14 protein-coding genes and 2 pseudogenes are annotated in these 16823 nt (G+C 72.0%); 13 read left to right on the top strand and 3 right to left on the bottom strand.

Annotation, left to right across the window (positions count from 1 at the left end; translation table 11 throughout):
• Nucleotides 1–47 precede the first annotated feature (47 nt).
• The 6 genes and pseudogenes from ABZ471_RS27595 to ABZ471_RS27570 form a co-directional block, all read left to right on the top strand.
• Nucleotides 48–1649 carry a fatty acid--CoA ligase gene (locus ABZ471_RS27595; protein WP_359069941.1) on the top strand — a complete coding sequence of 534 codons (1602 nt, stop codon included), beginning with the start codon at nt 48–50 and terminating at the stop codon, nt 1647–1649.
• Nucleotides 1646–2638 carry an LLM class flavin-dependent oxidoreductase gene (locus ABZ471_RS27590; RefSeq protein ID WP_359069940.1) on the top strand — a complete coding sequence of 331 codons (993 nt, stop codon included), beginning with the start codon at nt 1646–1648 and terminating at the stop codon, nt 2636–2638. Before ABZ471_RS27595 ends, ABZ471_RS27590 begins: the two co-directional genes overlap by 4 nt.
• 29 nt (nt 2639–2667) lie before the next feature.
• Complete coding sequence (locus ABZ471_RS27585) at nt 2668–3435, top strand: thioesterase domain-containing protein (RefSeq protein WP_359069985.1); 768 nt, start codon at nt 2668–2670, stop codon at nt 3433–3435.
• A 522-nt stretch (nt 3436–3957) separates the two neighbouring features.
• Nucleotides 3958–5166, top strand: coding sequence for a cytochrome P450 (locus ABZ471_RS27580; protein WP_359069938.1), 1209 nt, complete (start codon nt 3958–3960; stop codon nt 5164–5166).
• A 59-nt stretch (nt 5167–5225) separates the two neighbouring features.
• Nucleotides 5226–5501: pseudogene (locus ABZ471_RS27575) on the top strand (MFS transporter); the annotation flags it as partial.
• A 142-nt stretch (nt 5502–5643) separates the two neighbouring features.
• Nucleotides 5644–5835, top strand: a pseudogene (locus ABZ471_RS27570) (alpha/beta fold hydrolase); the annotation flags it as partial.
• Here the strand turns inward: ABZ471_RS27570 and ABZ471_RS27565 are convergent.
• Nucleotides 5781–6062 (bottom strand): hypothetical protein, encoded by a 282-nt coding sequence (locus ABZ471_RS27565; protein ID WP_359069987.1) that lies wholly within the window; start codon nt 6060–6062, stop codon nt 5781–5783. The pseudogene ABZ471_RS27570 and the gene ABZ471_RS27565 overlap by 55 nt on opposite strands.
• 405 nt (nt 6063–6467) lie before the next feature.
• On the opposite strand from ABZ471_RS27565, the gene ABZ471_RS27560 reads away from it, so the two are divergent.
• From ABZ471_RS27560 to ABZ471_RS27550, 3 genes are all read left to right on the top strand, one after another.
• Nucleotides 6468–7418, top strand: coding sequence for a diacylglycerol kinase family protein (locus ABZ471_RS27560; RefSeq protein ID WP_359069983.1), 951 nt, complete (start codon nt 6468–6470; stop codon nt 7416–7418).
• 63 nt (nt 7419–7481) lie between these two features.
• Nucleotides 7482–7850 (top strand): nuclear transport factor 2 family protein, encoded by a 369-nt coding sequence (locus ABZ471_RS27555; RefSeq protein ID WP_359069936.1) that lies wholly within the window; start codon nt 7482–7484, stop codon nt 7848–7850.
• A 131-nt stretch (nt 7851–7981) separates the two neighbouring features.
• A complete protein-coding gene (locus tag ABZ471_RS27550) occupies nt 7982–9550 on the top strand; it encodes an MmgE/PrpD family protein (RefSeq protein ID WP_359069935.1) in 1569 nt (522 codons plus the stop codon).
• 5 nt (nt 9551–9555) lie between these two features.
• Here the strand turns inward: ABZ471_RS27550 and ABZ471_RS27545 are convergent, their stop codons facing one another.
• Both ABZ471_RS27545 and ABZ471_RS27540 read right to left on the bottom strand, forming a co-directional pair.
• Nucleotides 9556–10803, bottom strand: coding sequence for an AAA family ATPase (locus ABZ471_RS27545; RefSeq protein WP_359069933.1), 1248 nt, complete (start codon nt 10801–10803; stop codon nt 9556–9558).
• Nucleotides 10800–11597 carry a GntR family transcriptional regulator gene (locus ABZ471_RS27540; protein ID WP_359069931.1) on the bottom strand — a complete coding sequence of 266 codons (798 nt, stop codon included), beginning with the start codon at nt 11595–11597 and terminating at the stop codon, nt 10800–10802. The genes ABZ471_RS27545 and ABZ471_RS27540 overlap by 4 nt, the downstream gene beginning before the upstream one ends.
• Nucleotides 11598–11934: 337 nt before the next feature.
• Here ABZ471_RS27540 and ABZ471_RS27535 point away from each other — a divergent pair, with 337 nt between their 5' ends.
• The 4 genes from ABZ471_RS27535 to ABZ471_RS27520 all read left to right on the top strand — a co-directional run bounded on the left by ABZ471_RS27535 (nt 11935) and on the right by ABZ471_RS27520 (nt 16811).
• Nucleotides 11935–13212 (top strand): extracellular solute-binding protein, encoded by a 1278-nt coding sequence (locus ABZ471_RS27535; protein ID WP_359069929.1) that lies wholly within the window; start codon nt 11935–11937, stop codon nt 13210–13212.
• Nucleotides 13213–13489: 277 nt separating this feature from the next.
• Entirely contained in the window at nt 13490–14488 is a 999-nt protein-coding gene (locus ABZ471_RS27530; protein ID WP_359069928.1) for a sugar ABC transporter permease, read from the top strand.
• Nucleotides 14485–15315, top strand: a complete 831-nt coding sequence (locus ABZ471_RS27525) for a carbohydrate ABC transporter permease (RefSeq protein WP_359069927.1) — start codon at nt 14485–14487, stop codon at nt 15313–15315. The genes ABZ471_RS27530 and ABZ471_RS27525 overlap by 4 nt, the downstream gene beginning before the upstream one ends.
• An 8-nt stretch (nt 15316–15323) precedes the next feature.
• Complete coding sequence (locus ABZ471_RS27520) at nt 15324–16811, top strand: glycoside hydrolase family 3 N-terminal domain-containing protein (protein WP_359069925.1); 1488 nt, start codon at nt 15324–15326, stop codon at nt 16809–16811.
• Nucleotides 16812–16823 lie beyond the last annotated feature (12 nt).

The following is a 16823-nucleotide window of genomic DNA, read 5'->3' as shown; positions in this document are numbered from 1 at the left end:
GCTGGGGGGCGTCTTCGCAAGGACGCCCCCCAGGGACGGGAAACACGATGACTGACACACCGAGGGAGCGCTGGACGCTCCACCACGCCTCCCGGGCCCACGCCGGAAGCCGCCCGGACCACCCGGCGATCATCTGCGAGGGCCGCGTCACCACCTACGAGAAGCTCCACCGCGACAGCAACCGCGCCGCGCACGCCCTGCGCGCCGGCGGGGTCGGACGCGGCGACCGGGTCGCCTACCTGGGCCGCGAGTCGGCGCACTACTACCTCGTCATGATCGCCTGCGCCAAGGCGGGCGCGGTCCTGGTGCCGGTCAACTGGCGGCTCACCCCGAACGAGGTCGACCACATCCTGCGCGACTCCGGCGCCGCCCTGATCTTCGTCGACGACGAGTTCTGGGACACCGTCGCCACCGTCCGCCACCAACTGCGCGGACTGCGCAAGGTGATCCGGGTCGACGGCACCGACACCGACGGCGAACCCGCCCGCGGCGCCGGACTGCCGGCCTGGACCGCCGACCAGCCCGACACCGACCTCACCCCGGGCACCGGCCCGGACGACGCCGTCATCCAGATCTACACCAGCGGCACCACCGGCCTGCCCAAGGGCGCGGTGCTCGCCCACCGCAGCTTCTTCACGCTGCCGCACGCGAGCCGCGAGCAGGGCGTGGACTGGATCGACTGGCTGCCCGAAGACGTCGGTCTGATCTCCCTGCCGGGCTTCGGCGTGGCCGGCATCGGCTGGTTCCTGCACACGTTCAACGCCGGCGGAACCAACGTGATCATGCCGCAGTTCGACCCGCAGGAAGCGGTCCGGCTCATCCGCGAGCACCGGGTCACCACCACCTTCGCGGCCCCGGCGATGCTCCAGGCGATGGCGGCCGAACGCGGCGCGGGCCCCGAGGCGTTCGCCTCCCTGCGCAAGATCGCCTACGGCGCCGCCCCCATGTCCGAAACGCTCCTCAAGCAGTGCCTGGAGACCTACCGCTGCGCGTTCGCGCAGATCTACGCCAGCACCGAGACCGGCAGCGTGGCCGTCTGCCTCCCGCCCGAGGTGCACCACCCCGGCAGCACCGTGCTCACCTCGGTCGGCAGGCCCTGCCCCGGCAACGAGATCAAGGTGATCGGCCCCGACGGCGAGACCCTGCCGCCCGGCGCCATCGGCCAGATCTGCGTCCGCACCCCCTCCCGGATGCTCGGCTACTGGAACCTGCCCGAGGCCACCGCCCGCACCCTGGTGGAGGAGTGGCTGCACATGGGCGACGCCGGATACCTCGACGAGGACGGCTACCTCCACCTGTGCGACCGCATCAACGACACGATCATCGTCGCCGGGCAGAACATCTACCCGGCCGAGGTCGAGAAGGCACTGGCCGCGCACCCGGCCGTCGCCGACGCCGCGGTCGTCGGACTCCCGGACGACCGCTGGGGCGAGAGCGTGCACGCGGTCGTGGTGCTCAGGCCCGGCGCGACCGCCACACCCCGGGAACTCCTGCTGTCCCTGCGGGGCCGCATCGCCGACTACAAGATCCCGGGCACGTACCACTTCACGGACTCCCTGCCCCGCAACCCGTCGGGCAAGATCCTGCGCCGCGCGGTACGGGAGCAGCTGACGACACCGGCCAGGGACCCCCTTGGGAGTGCAGTGTGACTTCACCACGGATCGGCATCCTCCTTCCCACCCGAGAGCAAGCCATCAACGGCACCTACGCGGCAGCTCCCCTGCTCGACTTCGCCCGCCGGGCGGAGGCCCTCGGCTTCGACTCCCTGTGGGCCGGCGACTCCCTGACCGCCCGGCCCCGCCTGGACCCGCTCGTCGTCCTGTCGGCCGCCGCGGCGGCCACCCGGCACATCGCGGTCGGGACCGCCGCCCTCACCCCCGCCCTGCGCCATCCCCTGATCGGCGCCAACATGGTCGCGAGCCTCAGCCATGTCGCCGCCGACCGGCTGATCCTCGGCCTCGGCTCCGGCTTCCCCATGGCCGAGACCGAGGAGGAGTTCGCCTCCGTCGGCGCCTCCTTCCAGGGCCGGGTGAGCCGCCTCGACGAGATCACCGCGCTGTGGCGCACCGCCTGGCGCTCCGGTACGAAGGGCGAACCGACCGGGTTCGAGGGGAAGTTCTGGCAGGCGGAGAACCTCGACCGCCTCCCCGCGCCCGCGATCCCCGGCGGCCCGCCCCTCTGGCTCGCCGGCAGCGACACCCCCAGGATCCTGGCCCGCGCGGCGACCCGGTACGACGGCTGGCTGCCTTTCCTCCCGGACGTCGACGCCTACGCCCGCGCCCGCCGCCGCCTCGCGGAACTCGCTGAGGAGGCAGGCCGGACGGTGACACCCGCGCTGTACGCGACCGTCACGGTCAACGCCGGTGAACGGGCGGCCCGCGCCGAACTCGAGCACTACATCAGCCACTACTACGGCCGATCCCTGGAGCAGATGCGGACCATCCAGGCCTACGCCTGGGGCAGCGCCGAGAAGTGCGCCGAGTGGCTCGGCGGCTACGTCCGCGCCGGCGCCCGGCACCTGGTCGTACGGATCGGATCCCTGGACCCCGAGCCGCAGTTGAAGGAGATCGCCGAGGTACTGCTGCCCGCGGTACGCGCCCTCGGACCGTCCACCACCGTTGGGAGTACGCAGTCGTGACCACCGCCACCGGTACCGTCGGCAGCCAGATGTCCAGCGAGGGGCACTGGTTCCACCCCGTGGAGCCCTCGCCGGACGCCTCGATACGGCTGTTCCTGCTGCCCCACGCGGGCAGTGGCGCCATCATCTACCGCGACTGGGAGCGCCTGCTGCCCCCGGACATCTCGCCGCAGGCGGTGACGCTGCCCGGCCGGCACAACCGCCGGGAGGAGCAGACCCACGAGCGGTTCTCGCCGCTGCTGGACGCCCTGCACGAGGCGGTGCTCAACGATCTGGACGAGCGGCCGTTCGCCTTCTTCGGTCACTGCCTGGGCGCCCAGCTGGCGTTCCGGCTGGCGATCCGGATGGAGGAGGAGGGCGGACCGGCTCCGGTGATGGTCGGCATGTCCGGCTGGTCGCCCGTGGGCTTCTTCCAGCCGACGGAGGAGCAGAGCCGGATGCCGGAGCCCGAACTGGTCGAATGGATCAAGAAGTTGGGCTCGTTCCCGGCCGAGATCTACGACAACCCCGAGATGCTCGCCCTGGTCGTGCCCGCACTCCGCGCCGACCTCAGGGTCGCCGGGGACTACGCGGACGACGGCGCCGGCGTCACCTGCCCGCTCGCCTCCTACGGCGGCCGCAGCGACCCGCTCCAGGAGGCCCCCGACGCCATGTCCCACTGGGCGGGCCGCACCCCCGCCTACCTGGGCCACAACGAGTACGAGGGCGGCCACTTCTACATCGACACGCACGCCCGGGCCGTCACCGCGCACTTCGCGCACCGGCTGCAGCGGACCGTGGCCACGGTCGCGGGCTGAGCCGCGAGGCCGCGCCGGCGGGGCGCGGGACAGCGACCCGAGGACCGTTTCCGGGTGCCGTCCCGCGCCCCGCCGCGCGTGGCACACACCCCGCACCGAGTCCGGCCGTGCCGGTCGGGGAGGTGCGCCTCCGCGGGAAACCGGCCGACCGGCCCACGTCAGTCCAAGATCAGCCCCGGGTCAGTTCTCCTTGGCAAAGTCATTACTACCGCTCGCGCCCACCGGCGCTCCGGTCGACCACCGGTGCGTCCGACGTGAGGAGAACACCCGTCATGACTCACACCCCCGCCACCCCTTAGCAACTCCCTCCACCGACTCGCACGGGCCCCGGCAGGGACCCGTGTCAGCGCTGTGTCAGGGCAGTGCGCCAGGGTGGCGTACTACGTCCGCGCACGGCCCGGAGGGAGAGATTCCCCTTCCACGGCCCCGCCCGGGGCGCCCGCCCGGGCCCCCACCGTGTCCAGCGCAAAAAGAGAGCCGGTGCCGAGGATCACCTTTGCCCCCCGAACCCGGAGGACGAACATGTCACTCGCGCACCACACCGATGTCCTGGACTGGCCCTTCGCCCGGACCGAGGACGGTACCCCGCCGCCCCTGCTGGCCGCGTTGCGCAAGGCGCCCCCCTGCGTGGTCCGGCTCCCGGCGGGAGCAGCGGAGTCCCGGCTCGCCTGGCTGGTCACCCGGTACGCCGACGTACGACAGGCTCTCGCCGACCCGCGGCTGAGCGCCGACGAGACGTTACCCGGCGCCCCCGTGCGCATCCAGGTGACGCCCGGAGGCAACCCCAGCTCGTTCCTTCGCCTGGACGACCCCGAGCACGCGCGACTGCGCGGCATGATCCAGACCGAGTTCACCGCCCACCGCGTCAAGCGGCTGCGCGAGCCGGTCCAGCGGCTGGTGGACGAGCTGCTGGACGAACTGGCCGCCCGGCCGCAGCCGGCCGACCTGCACGCCGTCTTCTCCCGGGCGCTGCCCACCCTCGTCATCGCACGCCTCCTGGGCGTTCCGGGAGAGGACTCCCCGTTCTTCGTCGAGAAGACCCACGCCGTCATGTCCCAGGAGGACCCGGCCGTCTCCCAGGCCGCCTACGTGGAGATGTCCGAGTACCTCGCCGAGCTGGCGCTGCGCAAGCTGGCCGCTCCCGGGGACGACCTGATCAGCCGGCTCGCCGTCACCTACCACGCGACCGGCGCCCTCGCCCTGGACGAACTCGTCGGCATCGCCCGCCTCGTGCTGGTCGCGGGCCACGAGACCACCACCAACCAGCTCGCCCTGAACATCCTCGCCCTGCTGCGCGACGACGAGCTGCGCGCCCGGGTCGCCGCCGACGACGGCGCGCGCATCCCCAACTTCATCGAGGAATCGATGCGTTACTGGTCGATCTCCCAGGACGCCACGGTCCGCCTCGCCGTCGAAGACCTGGAACTCGGCGGCGTGGCGATCGAGAAGGGGGACGCCGTCGTCATCTCCGTGCCCGCCGGCAACCACGACGAGTCCGTCTTCGCCTGTCCGCACCGCATCGACCCCGACCGCGACACCAGCGGCCATCTGCAGTGGGGCTTCGGCCCGCACTACTGCCAGGGCGCCCCGCTGGCCCGGCTCGAGATGGAGCTGTCCCTGCGTTCCCTGCTGCGCCGCTTCCCGAACCTCCGCCTCGCGGCCGACCCGCGCGCGCTGTTCCGCCGCGGGACGGTCTTCCACGGGGTGACTCGTCTTCCCGTGACCTGGTGACCGGTGCATCCCGCCGGTGCACCCACAACCCACAAGGAAGGTCAGGAAACGGAGTCGTCATGACTTCTGAAGCAAGCCCGGAAGCCGCGGTGGAAGGGCGTGAGAGGACGATCCCCGTGGGCACACCGGCTGCCGCCCCTTCCGCCGGTGCCCTCCTGGTGGTCCTCGTCGGGACGTTCATCACGGTGCTGGACTTCTTCATCGCCGACGTGGCCGTCCCCGCCATCAAGGCCGACCTGCACGCCACCGCCGCACAGGCCCAGATGATCGTCGTCGGCTACGGCGTGGCCTTCACCGCGGGCCTGATCACCGGCGGCCGGCTCGGCGACCTCTACGGCCGCCGGCGGAACCACCCGGGACGGGACCCGGCTGCACTACAGCGACCGGGGCGACGGACGGCCCGTCGTCCTGCTCGGCGCGGCCATGGCGGACTCGCGCATGTAGGAGTTCCAGGCGCCGTTCCTCGCCGGGAACGGGCTGCGCTGCGTCATCTACGACCGGCGCGGCAGTGGCCGCTCGGACATCCCCTGGACCGGATACGACTACGACACCCTGGCCGGCGACCTCGCCGACCTGCTCGACCACCTCGATCTGAGGGACGTCGTGCTGGTCGGCTACGCGGTGGGCGGCGGGGAGTGCGTGCGCCACCTGTCCCGCCACAGCACCGCCCGGGTGGCCGGGCTGGCCCTGGTCGCCTCGACGACGCCGCTCCTGATGCGCGCCCCGGACAACCCCGACGGACTCGAACCCGGGCTGATCGAGCAGGTGGAGCGGGCCATCCGTACCGACCGGGCCGCCTGGCTGTCCGAACTCACCTGGCCGTTCTTCGCGGGCCCCGCCCCGGACCCGGACAACCTGCCGCTCGCCGGGCAGCTCGCCGACTGGCTGATCGGCATGTGCCCGAACACCTCGCCGAGAGCCGGGATCGAGATCTACCGCACGCTGTTCACCACCGACCAGCGTGCGGAGACGGCCGCGGTGCGGGTGCCGACCCTGGTCGTCCACGGGACCCGGCAGCAGGTTCCGCACCTACGAGGGCGCGGCACACGGCATGTTCGCGACCCACGCGGACCGCCTCAGCGCAGACCTGCTGGCCTTCGCCAAGGAGTGACACGCGCCGCTGCCGCCGCGTCCGGCCCCTGCACAAGGGGCCGGACGTTCGCGTTTCCGCCCCCCTGCTGCCGCGTCAGCGCCACGTCAGCCCCGCGACAGCGCCCCCCGGCAGAGTGGAGATCGCCGCGCCGCCGGGGCGCACAGCAGGCCGGGTCTCCGGTGCCGTCCGACGAAGGAGTACGCCCGCCATGGCAGACACCGCAGCCCCGGCTCCCACCCGGGCACTCGTCCTGGGCAACCCCGCATCCGGCAGCCACTCGCCCGAACTGGTCGAGGAGGTGCGCCAGTTGTGCGCCTCCTGCCTGGAGCGCACCGAGGTGCACCTCACCACCGGACCGGGCGACGCCACGGTCGCCGTGCGCCGGGCCCTGCAGCGGCCCGCCGGGGCACCCGACCTGGTCGTCGTGATCGGCGGCGACGGAACCGTCCGGGAGGCCGTCCAGGGACTGGTGCCCGTCACCGGGAACGCCACCCTCGCGGTGGTGCCCGGCGGCACCGGCAACTCCGGGTACAAGATGCTGTGGGGCGAGCGGCCCTGGAGCGAGTCCCTGAAGGCGGTCCTGACCGACTACGGCATCGGCGGCAGCGCCCGCCTGCGCCGACTGGACCTGGCCCGCCTCGCCGAGACCCGCAACTACGTCTATCTGGGCGCCTGTTCGGGCGTGATCGCCGATGCGCTGATCACCGCCCGGGAGCTGCCGCTGACCGGACGCGAGCGCTACGCCCGCGCCTTCGCCGACACGGCCGCCGGCTACCCGCCCTACCCGGGCCGGGTCACCGTCGACGGCCGCGTGGTGCACGAGGGCCCCACGGTCCTCGCCAACGTCGGCGGCGGCCGGTACCGCGGCGGCCGGTTCCTGGTGCTGCCGGACTCGCTGCTCGACGACGGACTGCTCGACGTCTGCGTGATCGGCGGCGAGATCGCCGCGGCCGATGTGCCCGGACTGACCCTGAACGCCGCGCACATGGACCACCGGGCGACCGTGTACGCGCGCGGCCGCAGGATCACCGTCGAGCGCACCGACGGCCACCGGCTGCCGCTGGAGCACGACGGCGAGTACCAGCACGGCATCGGCGCCTCGGCCACGTTCGAGGTGCTCCCCGCCGCCCTCCCGGTCTGGGCGCCGGCCACCCCCTGAAGCCCGCACGAAGCCACCTGTCCGAAGAACACGTCAGAGCACGTCACAGAGGAGAACGCCCGCATGAGCGACCTGACCACCACCGTCTCCCGCTACCTCGACATCTGGAACGAGGCGGACGCCGACAAGCGCGCCGCGACCATCGCCGAGCTGTTCACCGCCGACGCCCCGTACATCGACCCGCTCGCTGCGGTCGAGGGTCACGAGGGCTTCGGGGCCGTGGTGGCCGGCGCCCGCGACCAGTTCAAGGGCCTCACCTTCGAGCTGCACGGTGCCGTCGACGCCCACCACAACCAGGCCCGCTTCCAGTGGGGCCTGGTGACCGAGCCGGGCGCCGAGCCGATCGCCATCGGCTTCGACGTCCTGGTCACCGACGACGAGGGCAGGATCCAGGGCGTCTACGGCTTCCTGGACAAGGTCCCCGCCGCCTAGGACCCAGCCACACCGCGGGAGCACCGGGCCAACGGTGCTCCCGTGCTCGTGTTCCCCTCCCGATGCGCGTTCCCGCACCCGTCGCACGCTTCCGCTCCCGACGCACGCACGGCAAGGAAGGTAGCCGCCTCATGACCACTGTCCTCGGGGAGAGTGTGGCCCGGGCCCTGTGCGCCGACTGGACCGAGCAGGCCGAGATCCTGCCCCGGGCCCCCCGCGGCCGCACGCCCGCCGACACCCCGCTGCGCGAACTCTCCCACTGGGCCGCCACGTTGCGCCCGCAGCACATCCCGTGCCGGGTGCTGAAGCTCGCCGCGAGCCAGGTGCTGTCACAGATCGCCTCCATCCGGGCCGGTCTCCAGCACCCCCTCGGCAGAAAGCTGGTCGCCGCCTTCGGACACCCCATGCAGCGCGACCCGCGGCAGGCCGCGGGCGTCTTCGCCGCGCTCGGCTCCTGGCTGAACCTGGACGACACCGCGTACGCCGGGCACCTGTCGAACTCCACGGTCGCGGTCCCGCTCGCCTTCGCCTACGCCCGCCGGCTGGACGGGCTCTCGCTGCTCACCGCTGTGGTCGCGGCCAACGAGTGCGCGGCCCGCATCACCGCTTCCGCGACCCTCGGGCCGCTGCGCGGCCAGAGCGCCGTGCACACCCACCTGGCCGGCGCGGTCGCGGGCCGCCTGCACGCGGACCGGGCCCCCGCCGCCCTCTTCGAGAACGCCTTCGGGCTGGCCTTCGCCATGCCCAACTGGCCGCTGATGCGCGCCTTCCTCGCCAGCGACGCCCGCCTGTTCAACACCTTCACGCCGGTGCGCACCGCGATGGACGCCTGCGACGCGGCGTACGCCGGGCTGCGCGGGGCGCCCGACATCATGGAGCACGGCGACGGCTTCCTGGCCCGCTTCGCGACGGTGCCGCTGCCGCAGGCGGTGGCGAAGGGGCTGGGCCGCCGCTGGCACACCGACACCCTGTCGTTCAAGATGCACCCCGGCGGGCCCGGCATCGACGCGGCGGTGGACTGCGCCGCCGAGATCCACCGGGAACTCGGTCCGGTCAGGCCCGAGGACGTCGCCGAGGTGGTCGTCGAGGCCTCCCTGTACACGCTGTTCGCGGGGGAGCGGGCCGCCCAGTACGTCACCGGCCCCGGCTCCCCGCTGGGCGCACTGGTCCTCGACGTGCCTTATCCCGTGGCCACCACCCTGCTCACCGGCGAGTTCTCGGTGGACGACTTCTCCTCGCCGTACCTGGACGACCCGGACCGCTGGGCGCTGGCCCAGCGGATCCGGCTGGAGCACGACACGGAGATGACCCGCGAGCTGTTCCTGTCCGACGCGCCGTTCGGCGAGGCCGTGCGTGAGGCGGGGGAGCTGGCCGTGCCGTGGCTGCGCGGCTTCGGCGGGGACGAACTCGTGGACCTGGTCGGTGCGTTGCAGGCCGACGACCGGGACTTCTCCCGGTCCACCAAGGCCACCGGCGCCCGGGTCACCGTACGGCTGACGGACGGCCGTACCCTCTCCCGCACCCGGCTGATCCCGGTGGGCGCCGCCGGTCCGGAGACCCGGGCGAGCCACGCCGACCTGGTGCGGGAGAAGTTCCTGTCGGTCGGCGGCTCCCAGCAGGTGGCCGACACCGTCGACGGCCTGCACCGGATGCGTCCCCGGGGGGTACGCCGCTGGATCGAGACGGCGTTCCTGGACTGAGCGGGTCAGGCGCCGTGGGTCACGTACAGGCGCACCGCGTCGTGCAGGTGGTGGCGGATCCGGCCGTCCCGGTCCCGCTCGCCGGCCTGGATCATCTGGCGGTGCAGCAGTTCCTCCAGCAGGTCCACGGCGAGCCGCCGCGACGGTGTCACCCGGGCGAGCATCTCCTCGACGCCGAAGCCGCCCGTCAGGTGCCGGAGCTGGTGCAGCGAGGTCCGCAGCGGGGGTGACAGGGGCCGGTAGTACGCGGCCACACTCGCCCGCAGGGACAGATCCCCGACGGACAGCGTGCCCAGCCGGTCCCGTTCGTCCGCCAGCCGGTCCGCCAGGTCCCGCAGCGACCGGTGCGGGCGCGCCGTGAGCCACAGGCCGGCGATGTGCAGGGCGAGCGGCAGCCGACCGCAGTAGCGCACGATGTCGAGCGCGGCCGGCCGCTGCGCCCGGGTGCGTGCCGAACCCACCAGCTCCTCCAGCATCCGGCCGGCGTCCCGCCGGCCGAGTGTGCCGATCCGGCGGCACGACGTCCCGCGCAGCGCGGGCAGTTCGCGGCGCGCCGCGACCAGGACGGCACTGCGTCCGCCGTCCACGAGCAGCGGACGGACCTGCGCCTCGCTGACGACGTTGTCGAGGACCACCAGCACCCGCCGTCTGCTGAGTGCGTCCCGCAGCCGGGCGCGCGCCTCCTCCGGGCTCTGGGCGCCGGCAGCCTGGCCGAGGGACCGCAGGACGCGACGGACCAACTGGTCGGAGGTGAAGGGAAGACAGGAGGTGGGGTGCAGGTCGACGAAGACCTGGCCGTCGGGGAACCGGTCGCGCGCCGCGTGGGCGGTGCGCAGGACCAGGGAGGTCTTCCCGGCGCCCGGGGGTCCCACGATGACCGCGGGTCCGCCCTGACCGGGAAGACTGCCCGTCAGTTCGTCCGCCAGCTCTTCCCGGCCGACGAGGCGGTGCCGGGGGGCCGGGGGAAGCTCGGCCGGTACCGAGGAGCCGGTCGGCGCGGGCGGCTGCTCACCCCGGGGCAGCCGTAACAGCCGCCCCACCTCGGTGGGCGCCAGCCCTAGCGCCTCGGCCAGCAGCACGAGCGACTGCCTGCGGGGCCGGGCGGTGTGCCCGGTCTCCAGATTCCGTATGGCCCGCACGCTCAGCCCGGACCGCACAGCCAGCTCGTCCTGCGTGAGACAGGCCGCCTCCCTCGCCCGCACCAGCGCGACGCCGAGGCTCGGCGCGGGCCCGGAGGGATGCGGGAACGTCACCCGTTCTCCCGGGCGGGCACGACCGAGGTGCCGCCTGCCGGCCGGCGCAGGGCGGCGACGAACTTGTAGCGGGAGCCCCGGTAGACCGAGCGCACCCACTCCACCGGTGTCCCCCCGGCGTCCCGCGAGTGCCGGGACAGCAGCAGCATCGGCAGGCCCACGTCGGTCGCGAGCAACTGGGCCTCGCGCGGGGTCGACAGCGAGGTCTCGATCGTCTCGTCGGCCTCCGCGAGATGGACGCCGTACACCTCGGCGAGGGCCGTGTAGAGGGACGGGTACGTGTCCAGCCACCGGCGCAGTCCGGGAAAGCGCCGTACGGACAGGTGGGTCGTCTCGATCGCCATGGGATCGCCGCTGGCGAGCCGCAGCCGCTCGATGCGCAGGACGCGTTCGCCGACCTCGATGCCGAGGAGGTCCGACAGCTTCGCGTCCGCCGGGACCTCGCCGATGTCCAGCATCTGCGAGGCGGGTTCCAGGCCCTGGGCGCGCATGTCCTCGGTGTGCGAGGTGAGCTGGAGGGTCCGGTACAGCTTGGGCTGGGCGACGAAGGTGCCCTTGCCCTGGATGCGGTCGAGCCGGCCCTCTCCGACCAGTTCCTGCAGCGCCTGCCGGATCGTGGTGCGCGAGGTGCCGAGCCGGACGGCGAGCAGGCGTTCCGCGGGCATGGCCGAGCCTGGCTCGAGCGCCTGCGTCATCTCCAGCACCTGCTGCTTGATCCGGTAGTACTTCGGCACGCGCGCGGCGCGGCCGGGCGTCCCCGTGGGGTGCTGGGCGCTGCTGACGTCGGTGGCCATGCCTGCCTTCCCGGCTGTGTGGGTGGGCTCCCGTTATAGCGACCAACGGACCTATGGTCTAGTCCAACTGGAGTAGGAGGTCTAGTCCAGCAGGCGCGCCGTGCGGAGCCGTGCGGCGCACCGCGCAAAAGGGGACGGACGCACTCCGGTGACTTTCTCGTAACGGCCGGGATCGCCTTCCCGAACCACCCTTGACACGCCAAAAGGTCTAGGCCAAGCTCCACCGTACTGGTCTACACCATTAGTGGCCAGGTCCCGAGCCCTACGTGCAACAGCGTCGTGCGCAGGTCACCGCAGAGGGCGTGGGGGGATTAGTGGCATCCCTGAGGAGGGTGGCGTGAAGCGCAAGCTTGCTGCCGCGATCGTGATCGCGGGCATGATGGTTTCCGTCTCGGCGTGCGGCGACGACGACAAGGACAGTGGCAAGGCCGCAGGGCCGGACAGCTTCAAGGGCCAGACGCTCACCGTCTGGACGATGGACGGCTCGGCGCCGCCCCAGTGGTCGAAGGACGTCCAGGCCGCCTTCGAGAAGAAGACCGGCGCCAAGCTGAAGTTCGAGATCCAGAAGTGGGACGGGATCCAGCAGAAGATCACCACCGCCCTCTCCGAGTCCACCCCGCCGGACGTCATCGAGGTCGGCAACACCCAGACCCCGGCCTACGCCGCCACCGGCGGCCTCGCCGAACTGGGCGACCTCAAGCAGGAGATCGGCTCGGACTGGGCCCCGGCGGTCTCCGCGTCCTCCGTCTACGACGGCAAGCAGTACGCCGCCCCGTGGTACTTCGCCAACCGCGTCGTCATCTACAACAAGGCGATCTGGGCCAAGGCCGGCATCAAGGACACCCCGAAGACGCGGGACGAGTTCTTCAAGGACCTGGACACCATCGGCAAGAAGACCGACGCCGAGCCGCTCTACCTGCCCGGCCAGAACTGGTACTTCTTCGACGGCCTGACCATCGGCCAGGGCGCCGACCTGGTGAAGAAGGACGGCGACAAGTACGTCTCCAACCTCGGTGACCCCAAGGTCGCCGCGGCCATGGAGATCTACAAGAAGTACGCCTCCTACTCCAAGGCCCCCAAGGACAAGGACGAGGCCACCCCGCAGCAGGCCGAGGTCTTCGCCAAGGGCAAGACCGGCGCCTTCATCGGTATGGGCTGGGAGGCCGGTACCGCCGTCACCGCCAACAAGGCGATCGAGAAGGACCTGGGCTACTTCACCGTCCCGGGTGAGACGGCCGGCAAGCCCGAGGGCGTCTTCCTCGGCGGCTCCAACCTCGCGGTCGCCCAGGGCAGCAAGAAGCAGGCGCTGGCCAAGGAGTTCCTGAAGATCGCCCTGTCCGACCAGTACGAGGGCGAGCTGGCCAAGCTCAACGGCGTCATCCCGAACAAGGAGTCCCTGGAGACCAACCTCAAGGGCAACGCCGTCGCCGAGGCCGCCGCGCCCGCCGCCGCGGTCGGTGGGACCACCCCGCTGATCCCCTCGTGGGCCGCGGTGGAGAACACCCCGAACCCGATCAAGTCCTACATGACCGCGGTGCTGAACGGTAAGTCCCCGGCGGACGCCGCCAAGCAGGTCGAGGGCGAGATCAACAAGCGCCTGGCCCAGCAGAACTGATGACCCGCGCCGGGGGCGTCCAGGGCCTGTCCGGCGGATCAGGCCGGCTCGAGGCAAGGGTGCCTCATCAGCACCGGTGAGCGGGGGCTGGTGCGTCCAGCTGCAAGGCGGAGGAGGGCGTCGACGCGGAGCGTCGGCAACCGACGACAACGCTGCAGATGGACGTGCCAGGCCCCGCGATTCCGGCATGATCCGCCGGGCAGGCCCCGAGGACGCCCCCGGCTCAGTCGTTCGTACGGCCGTACGGCCAGAACCGCCACGGAAGAGATGGCAACTCATGTCAGTGCAGACCGAAGGCACGGACACGGCCGGGGAGCCCGCTGTCCGCAAGGCCCGGACACCCGGGCCGCCGACGGGTGAGGACCGCGGCCCCGGGTCCCCGTCCCGCCGCAGTGCCGCCGCCCCCTATCTGCTCCTGCTGCCCGCGCTGCTGGCCACCCTGATCCTGCTCGGCTGGCCCCTGGTGAAGAACGGCATGCTGTCGTTCCAGAACCTCAACCCGCGGCAGCTCATCCAGCACCTCACCGAGTGGAACGGCGTCGACAACTACAAAGAGGTCCTGACCGGTTCGGACTTCTGGCACGTCGTCGAGCGCTCGGTGGTCTTCACGGCGGCCAACGTCGTCCTGATCATGCTGCTCGGCACCCTGATCGGACTGCTGCTGGCCCGGCTCGGCAAGAAGATGCGGCTGCTGCTCCTGCTGGGTCTCGTCCTCGCCTGGGCCATGCCCGTCATCGCGGCCACCACCGTCTACCAGTGGCTGTTCGCCCAGCGCTTCGGCGTCGTCAACTGGGTCCTGGACAAGCTCGGCTGGCACTCCATGGCCGACTACAACTGGCTCGGCACCCAGTTCTCCACCTTCTCCGTGGTCACGCTGCTGATCGTCTGGCAGTCGATCCCGTTCGTCGCGATCAACCTGTACGCCGCCACCACCACGATCCCCAGGGAGCTGTACGAGGCCGCGTCCCTGGACGGCGCCGGCGCGTGGAAGAGCTTCACCTCGGTGACGTTCCCGTTCCTGCGGCCCTTCCTGTACGCCACGACCTTCCTCGAGGTCATCTGGGTCTTCAAGGCGTTCCCGCAGATCTTCGCGATGAACGAGGGCGGGCCCGACCGCCTCACCGAGACGCTGCCCATCTACGCCTTCGTCGAGGGCGTCGGCAACCAGCACTTCGGCGTCGGTGCGGCGATCTCCTTCCTGACCATCCTGGTGCTGCTCGCCCTCACCTCGTACTACCTGCGCATGGTGCTCAAGCAAGAGGAGGACGAGCTGTGAAGCGCTCGGTCTTCGGCCGTTTCTGGCCCAACGCGACCGCCGTCATCCTCTTCGTCGGCTTCGTGTTCCCCGTCTACTGGATGTTCGCCACGGCCTTCAAGCCGACCGGCGACATCATCTCCGAGAACCCGGTGTGGTTCCCGACCGACCTCACCTTCGGCCACTTCAAGAAGGCCGTGGACGCGGACCACTTCTGGACCCTGGTCCTCAACTCCGTCACCGTCACGGTCAGTGCGGTTCTCCTGTCGCTCGTCATCGCCCTGTTCGCCGCCTTCGCGCTCGCCCGGATGCGGTTCAAGGGCCGGCGCGGCTTCGTCGTGACCTTCATGCTGGCGCAGATGGCGCCCTGGGAGGTCATGGTCATCGCCATCTACCTGCTGGTCCGCGACAACGACATGCTCGACAGCCTGGTCCCGCTCACCGTCTTCTACGCGGTCATGGTGCTGCCGCTGACCGTCCTGACGCTGCGTGGCTATGTGGCCGCCGTACCGAAGGAGCTGGAGGAGTCCGCGATGGTCGACGGCTGCACCCGGCCCCAGGCCTTCGTCAGGGTGATCTTCCCGCTGCTGGCGCCCGGCCTGATGGCCACCTCGCTGTTCGGCTTCATCACCGCCTGGAACGAGTTCCCGCTCGTCCTGATCCTCAACAAGGACATCGAGAAGCAGACCCTGCCGCTGTGGCTGTCCCAGTTCCAGACGGCCTTCGGTGACGACTGGGGCGCCACGATGGCCGCCTCGTCCCTGTTCGCGCTGCCCGTCCTGATCCTCTTCATCTTCCTGCAACGCAAGGCTGTCAGCGGTCTGACCGACGGCGCCGTGAAGGGATGACGCCCCCGATGACGACACTCACCACTGGGCCCGACACCCTCACCCGCGACGCTCTCGCCGTACTGCAGCCGGGCTTCGCCGGCACCACCGCGCCGGACTGGGTGCGCCGCCGCCTCGGCGAAGGACTCGCCTCCGTCGCCCTGTTCGGCCGCAACGTGGTCACCGAGGAGCAGGTCACCGCGCTGACCGCCGAACTGCGCGCGGAGCGGGACGACCTGCTGGTGGCCATCGACGAGGAGAGCGGCGACGTCACCCGCCTGGACGTGCGCAGCGGCTCCTCCTTCCCGGGCAACCACGCCCTCGGCGCCGTCGACGACCCGGGCCTCACCCGGGAGGTGGCCCGCGAGCTGGGCCGCCGGCTGGCCGCCTGCGGCGTCAACTTCGACTGGGCGCCCTCCGCCGACGTCAACGCCAACCCCGACAACCCCGTCATCGGCGTGCGCTCCTTCGGTGCCGCCACCGACCTGGTGGCCCGGCACACCGCCGCCTGGGTCGAGGGCCTGCAGTCCACCGGCGTCGCCGCGTGCACCAAGCACTTCCCCGGCCACGGCGACACCAACGTCGACTCGCACCACGCGGTCCCGCGCATCGACGTGGACGCGGAGACCCTCTACGCGCGCGAACTGCCCCCCTTCCGCGCCGCCATCGCGGCCGGCACCCGGGCCGTGATGAGCGCGCACATCCTCGTCCCCGCCCTCGACGCCGAGCGCCCCGGCACCCTCTCCCGCCGGATCCTCACCGAGCTGCTGCGCGGCGAACTCGGCTACCAGGGGCTGATCGTCACGGACGGCATGGAGATGCGTGCCATCTCCGGGACGTACGGCCTGGAGCACGGCGTGGTCCTCGCGATAGCGGCGGGCGCCGACGCGATCTGCGTCGGCGGCGGCCTGTGCGACGAGGCCACCGTGCTGAACCTGCGGGACGCGCTCGTGGCCGCCGTACGCTCCGGGGAACTGCCCGAGGAACGCCTGGCCGACGCGGCCGCCCGGGTGCGGGAGCTGGCGCGGTGGACCGCCGACACCAAGAAGGACGCCGAGACCGCCGTACCCGCACCGGAGGTCGGCCTGGTCGCGGCCCGCCGCGCCCTGACCGTCACCCGGGCCGGCTCCGCCGCGCCGGTCACCGGACCGGTCCACGTCGCCCGGTTCAACCCGGCCCCGAACATCGCCGTCGGTGACGAGACCCCCTGGGGCGTGGCCGCCGAGCTGCGGCGGCTGCTGCCCGGCAGCACGGCCGGCTCCTTCACCGGGCCCGACGCGGGCCGGGAGGCCCTCGCGGCAGCGGGCGGCCGCCGGGTCGTCGCCGTGGTCCGCGACGAGCACCGGCACGCCTGGATGGGCTCGGCCATCGACACGCTGCTCGCCGCCCGCCCGGACACCGTCGTGGTCGAGATGGGCGTACCACAGGCCCCGCCGCGCGGCGCGCTGCACATCGCCACCCACGGCGCCGCCCGCGTGTGCGGTGTGGCGGCGGCGGAGGCCGTCGTCGCGGGCTGAACCGCACGGCCC

Origin of the sequence: Streptomyces sp. NPDC005728, from assembly GCF_040630895.1 — a bacterium.
Classification (GTDB): Bacteria; Actinomycetota; Actinomycetes; order Streptomycetales; family Streptomycetaceae; genus Streptomyces.
The sequence above is the reverse complement of the archived record's forward strand: the minus strand, read 5'-3'. Positions and strand labels throughout refer to the sequence as shown.

What these genes read in the sequence shown, in the direction of transcription:
- ABZ471_RS27585 (WP_359069985.1), top strand. Translation starts at nt 2,668, where the DNA reads ATGTCCAGCGAGGGGCACTGGTTCCACCCCGTGGAGCCCTCGCCGGAC.
- ABZ471_RS27520 (WP_359069925.1), top strand. Translation starts at nt 15,324, where the DNA reads ATGACGACACTCACCACTGGGCCCGACACCCTCACCCGCGACGCTCTC.
- ABZ471_RS27530 (WP_359069928.1), top strand. Translation starts at nt 13,490, where the DNA reads ATGTCAGTGCAGACCGAAGGCACGGACACGGCCGGGGAGCCCGCTGTC.
- ABZ471_RS27580 (WP_359069938.1), top strand. Translation starts at nt 3,958, where the DNA reads ATGTCACTCGCGCACCACACCGATGTCCTGGACTGGCCCTTCGCCCGG.
- ABZ471_RS27555 (WP_359069936.1), top strand. Translation starts at nt 7,482, where the DNA reads ATGAGCGACCTGACCACCACCGTCTCCCGCTACCTCGACATCTGGAAC.
- ABZ471_RS27560 (WP_359069983.1), top strand. Translation starts at nt 6,468, where the DNA reads ATGGCAGACACCGCAGCCCCGGCTCCCACCCGGGCACTCGTCCTGGGC.
- ABZ471_RS27550 (WP_359069935.1), top strand. Translation starts at nt 7,982, where the DNA reads ATGACCACTGTCCTCGGGGAGAGTGTGGCCCGGGCCCTGTGCGCCGAC.
- ABZ471_RS27540 (WP_359069931.1), bottom strand. Translation starts at nt 11,597, where the DNA reads ATGGCCACCGACGTCAGCAGCGCCCAGCACCCCACGGGGACGCCCGGC.
- ABZ471_RS27595 (WP_359069941.1), top strand. Translation starts at nt 48, where the DNA reads ATGACTGACACACCGAGGGAGCGCTGGACGCTCCACCACGCCTCCCGG.
- ABZ471_RS27565 (WP_359069987.1), bottom strand. Translation starts at nt 6,062, where the DNA reads ATGCCGATCAGCCAGTCGGCGAGCTGCCCGGCGAGCGGCAGGTTGTCC.